Here is a 4,698-nt window from a genome sequence, read left to right as displayed (position 1 = left end):
AGTGGTATTTCAACGATGACTCCACCCGAACTGGCGTCCGAGCTTCACAGTCTCCCACCTATCCTACACAAATTGTACCGACCACCAATACCAAGTTGTAGTAAAGGTCCCGGGGTCTTTCCGTCCTGCTGCGCGTAACGAGCATCTTTACTCGTAATGCAATTTCGCCGAGTCCACGGTTGAGACAGCGCCCAAGTCGTTACGCCATTCGTGCAGGTCGGAACTTACCCGACAAGGAATTTCGCTACCTTAGGATGGTTATAGTTACCACCGCCGTTTACTGGCGCTTAAGTTCAAAGCTTCGCCGGCCGAAACCAGCTAACCTGTCCCCTTAACGTTCCAGCACCGGGCAGGCGTCAGTCCGTATACATCGAATTACTTCTTCGCACGGACCTGTGTTTTTAGTAAACAGTCGCTTGGGCCTGGTCTCTGCGACCATCACCGCTTCCACCCGTGAAGGATGTAACGGTTCCGGTCCCCCTTCTCCCGAAGTTACGGGGGCATTTTGCCGAGTTCCTTAACCATGGTTCACTCGATCGCCTCGGTATTCTCTACCTGATCACCTGTGTCGGTTTGGGGTACGGGCGGCTCTAACACTCACTGCGAAGTTTTTCTCGGCAGCATGGGATCATCCACTTCCCCTGAACGGGTCCGCCTCGGCTCTCAGGCTCAATGAGACACGGATTTGCCTATGCCTCGCCCTACCACCTTGCCCGCGGATCAGCTTACGCCTACCATCGCCGCGGTTGGACTACCCTCCTGCGTCACTCCTCAATGCACCTACTACCACCTCGGGTCAAAACATCCCCCACGCAGCCCGAAGGCCTTGTGGCTTCTGTTCCTTAGCATCAGCGGGTTCGGTCGGGTCGTGTTAATGCCGGTACGGGAATATCAACCCGTTGTCCATCGACTACGCCTGTCGGCCTCGCCTTAGGTCCCGACTTACCCAGGGCAGATTAGCTTGACCCTGGAACCCTTGATCATCCGGCGGACGGGTTTCTCACCCGTCATTCGCTACTCATGCCTGCATTCTCACTCGTGCAGCATCCACAACTCCATCACTAGGCTGCTTCACACGCTGCACGACGCTCCCCTACCCACCCACACACCTGGACGATCCCGAAAGATCGCCGGGTTCTTGTGTGAGTGCCACAGCTTCGGCGGATTGCTTGAGCCCCGCTACATTGTCGGCGCGGAATCACTTGACCAGTGAGCTATTACGCACTCTTTCAAGGGTGGCTGCTTCTAAGCCAACCTCCTGGTTGTCTGGGCAACTCCACATCCTTTTCCACTTAGCAATCGCTTAGGGGCCTTAGCTGGTGATCTGGGCTGTTTCCCTCTCGACTACGGAGCTTATCCCCCGCAGTCTCACTGCCGCGCTCTCACTTACCGGCATTCGGAGTTTGGCTGATTTCGGTAAGCCGGTAAGCCCCCTAGACCATCCAGTGCTCTACCTCCGGTAAGAAACACGCGACGCTGCACCTATATGCATTTCGGGGAGAACCAGCTATCACGGAGTTTGATTGGCCTTTCACCCCTATCCACAGGTCATCCCCCAGGTTTTCAACCCTGGTGGGTTCGGTCCTCCACGCGGTCTTACCCACGCTTCAACCTGCCCATGGATAGATCACTCCGCTTCGGGTCTAGAGCATGCGACTAAAACGCCCTATTCAGACTCGCTTTCGCTACGGCTACCCCACACGGGTTAACCTCGCCACACACCACTAACTCGCAGGCTCATTCTTCAAAAGGCACGCCGTCACACCCACACAAGGTGAGCGCTCCGACGGATTGTAGGCAATCGGTTTCAGGTACTATTTCACTCCCCTCCCGGGGTACTTTTCATCTTTCCCTCACGGTACTAGTCCGCTATCGGTCACCAAGAAGTATTTAGGCTTAGCGGGTGGTCCCGCCAGATTCACACGGGATTTCAAGAGTCCCGTGCTACTTGGGAAAACACTCAAGAGTCACTGTCTTACGCCTACAGGGCTATAACCCACTACGGCTCAACATTCCAGAAGATTCGACTTCAACAGTGATTTATAACTCTTCAGTCTCACGGCATTAAGACTAGAATGCTCCCACAACCCCATGCACGCAACGCACGCCGGCTATCACACGCACATGGTTTAGCCTCATCCGCTTTCGCTCGCCACTACTCACGGAATCACAATTGTTTTCTCTTCCTACGGGTACTGAGATGTTTCACTTCCCCGCGTTCCCTCCAGAACCCTATGTGTTCAGGCACTGGTAACTGGCTTTAGAATGCCAGCTGGGTTTCCCCATTCGGACACCCCCGGATCACAGCTCGGTTGCCAACTCCCCGGGGCTTATCGCAGGCTCCAACGTCCTTCATCGGCTCTTGGTACCAAGACATCCACCGATTGCCCTTAGTAGCTTGTCACCAAAATCAAACACAACACAAAGACGACAAAAATTGCTACAAAGAGATGCTCGCGTCCACTATACAGTTCTCAAAATACGGGCAGGAACACCAACCCTGAAACCACCACCTAGCAGGTCAGCACCCGCCCCAGGGAAACAACACACCCAGTACGGGATACCCACACCACTCGTTTGGTGAGAGCCGGCCCCAGCCACCCAACCAACCAGACAACCCAGTTGATCCGTGACCCAGAGATCTCGATTCCAACCCCCAGAAGCAAGCTCCTGTTGGTTGGGTCCGATTTCTCAGGACCCAACAGCGCGCCTCGGTGTTCCACTCCGTCACCATCCACGTTCCACGCCTCCACCCCTCAAGGGAGTGTCAGCAGTACTAGTCTCAGCGACTTCGCTTTCCACCTAATGGTCAATGTTCCACAGTCCGAAGCACCATCACCTCAGAACGAACGTCTGAGCAGTGATGAATGGGCAGGCACCCAGAGGGTGTCTGCCGAGTGCTCCTTAGAAAGGAGGTGATCCAGCCGCACCTTCCGGTACGGCTACCTTGTTACGACTTCGTCCTAATCGCCAGCCCCACCTTCGACGGCTCCCTCCACAAGGGTTAGGCCACCGGCTTCGGGTGTTGCCGACTTTCATGACGTGACGGGCGGTGTGTACAAGGCCCGGGAACGTATTCACCGCAGCGTTGCTGATCTGCGATTACTAGCGACTCCGACTTCATGGGGTCGAGTTGCAGACCCCAATCCGAACTGAGACCGGCTTTTTGGGATTCGCTCCACCTTACAGTTTCGCAGCCCTTTGTACCGGCCATTGTAGCATGCGTGAAGCCCTGGACATAAGGGGCATGATGACTTGACGTCATCCCCACCTTCCTCCGAGTTGACCCCGGCAGTCTCCTATGAGTCCCCACCACCCCGAAGGGCGTGCTGGCAACATAGGACGAGGGTTGCGCTCGTTGCGGGACTTAACCCAACATCTCACGACACGAGCTGACGACAGCCATGCACCACCTGTATAGGACCCTTACGGACCCCGCATCTCTGCGAGATTTCCCTATATGTCAAACCCAGGTAAGGTTCTTCGCGTTGCATCGAATTAATCCGCATGCTCCGCCGCTTGTGCGGGCCCCCGTCAATTCCTTTGAGTTTTAGCCTTGCGGCCGTACTCCCCAGGCGGGGCGCTTAATGCGTTAGCTGCGGCACGGAGGACGTGGAATGTCCCCCACACCTAGCGCCCAACGTTTACGGCGTGGACTACCAGGGTATCTAATCCTGTTCGCTACCCACGCTTTCGCTCCTCAGCGTCAGGTAAGGCCCAGAGAGCCGCCTTCGCCACCGGTGTTCTTCCTGATATCTGCGCATTCCACCGCTACACCAGGAGTTCCGCTCTCCCCTGCCTACCTCTAGTCTGCCCGTATCGGAAGCAGGCTCGGGGTTAAGCCCCGAGTTTTCACTCCCGACGTGACGAACCGCCTACGAGCCCTTTACGCCCAATAATTCCGGACAACGCTCGGACCCTACGTATTACCGCGGCTGCTGGCACGTAGTTGGCCGGTCCTTCTTCTGCAGGTACCGTCACTCTCGCTTCGTCCCTGCTGAAAGAGGTTTACAACCCGAAGGCCGTCATCCCTCACGCGGCGTTGCTGCGTCAGACTTTCGTCCATTGCGCAATATTCCCCACTGCTGCCTCCCGTAGGAGTCTGGGCCGTGTCTCAGTCCCAGTGTGGCCGGTCGCCCTCTCAGGCCGGCTACCCGTCGACGCCTTGGTAGGCCATTACCCCACCAACAAGCTGATAGGCCGCGAGCCCATCCCCAACCGCCAGAACTTTCAACCCCACCCCATGAAGAGTGAGATATTATCCGGTATTAGACCCCGTTTCCGAGGCTTATCCCAAAGTTGAGGGTAGGTTGCTCACGTGTTACTCACCCGTTCGCCGCTCGTGTACCCCCGAAGGGGCCTTACCGCTCGACTTGCATGTGTTAAGCACGCCGCCAGCGTTCGTCCTGAGCCAGGATCAAACTCTCCGTTGAAAAATATAGACAACCCAGAACCCAAAGGCACTGGAGAGTCAACAACAGGTATTGATCCTTCGAATCAGAAACAAAACCATTACTGGCATGTTATCCGTAATAATTTCAAAGGAATCCACCCACAGACAAACAACCACCCAAACCCTCGCGTCAAAAACCCGGGGGCCCAGATAAGATCGTTCAACGCCTGCGGACAGGGTTAATGCATCTTTCGGCATTGACTTTCGGCACGCTGTTGAGTTCTCAAAAATCGGACGCACACCGC

General features: G+C 55.8%; 1 protein-coding gene and 2 rRNA genes. All 3 read right to left on the bottom strand.

What is annotated here, in order from left to right; all coding sequences use genetic code 11:
• Nucleotides 1-2,404, bottom strand: a 23S ribosomal RNA gene (locus AB0E69_RS41045); the annotation flags it as partial.
• A gap of 504 nt (nucleotides 2,405-2,908) precedes the next feature.
• Nucleotides 2,909-4,433, bottom strand: a 16S ribosomal RNA gene (locus AB0E69_RS41040).
• A 38-nt stretch (nucleotides 4,434-4,471) separates the two neighbouring features.
• Nucleotides 4,472-4,698 (bottom strand): hypothetical protein (locus AB0E69_RS41035; RefSeq protein WP_360159790.1); only part of this gene is annotated, 227 nt, incomplete at its 5' end.

Source organism: Kribbella sp. NPDC026611 (genome assembly GCF_040638345.1).
Lineage (GTDB): Bacteria > Actinomycetota > Actinomycetes > Propionibacteriales > Kribbellaceae > Kribbella.
The sequence above is the reverse complement of the archived record's forward strand: the minus strand, read 5'-3'. Positions and strand labels throughout refer to the sequence as shown.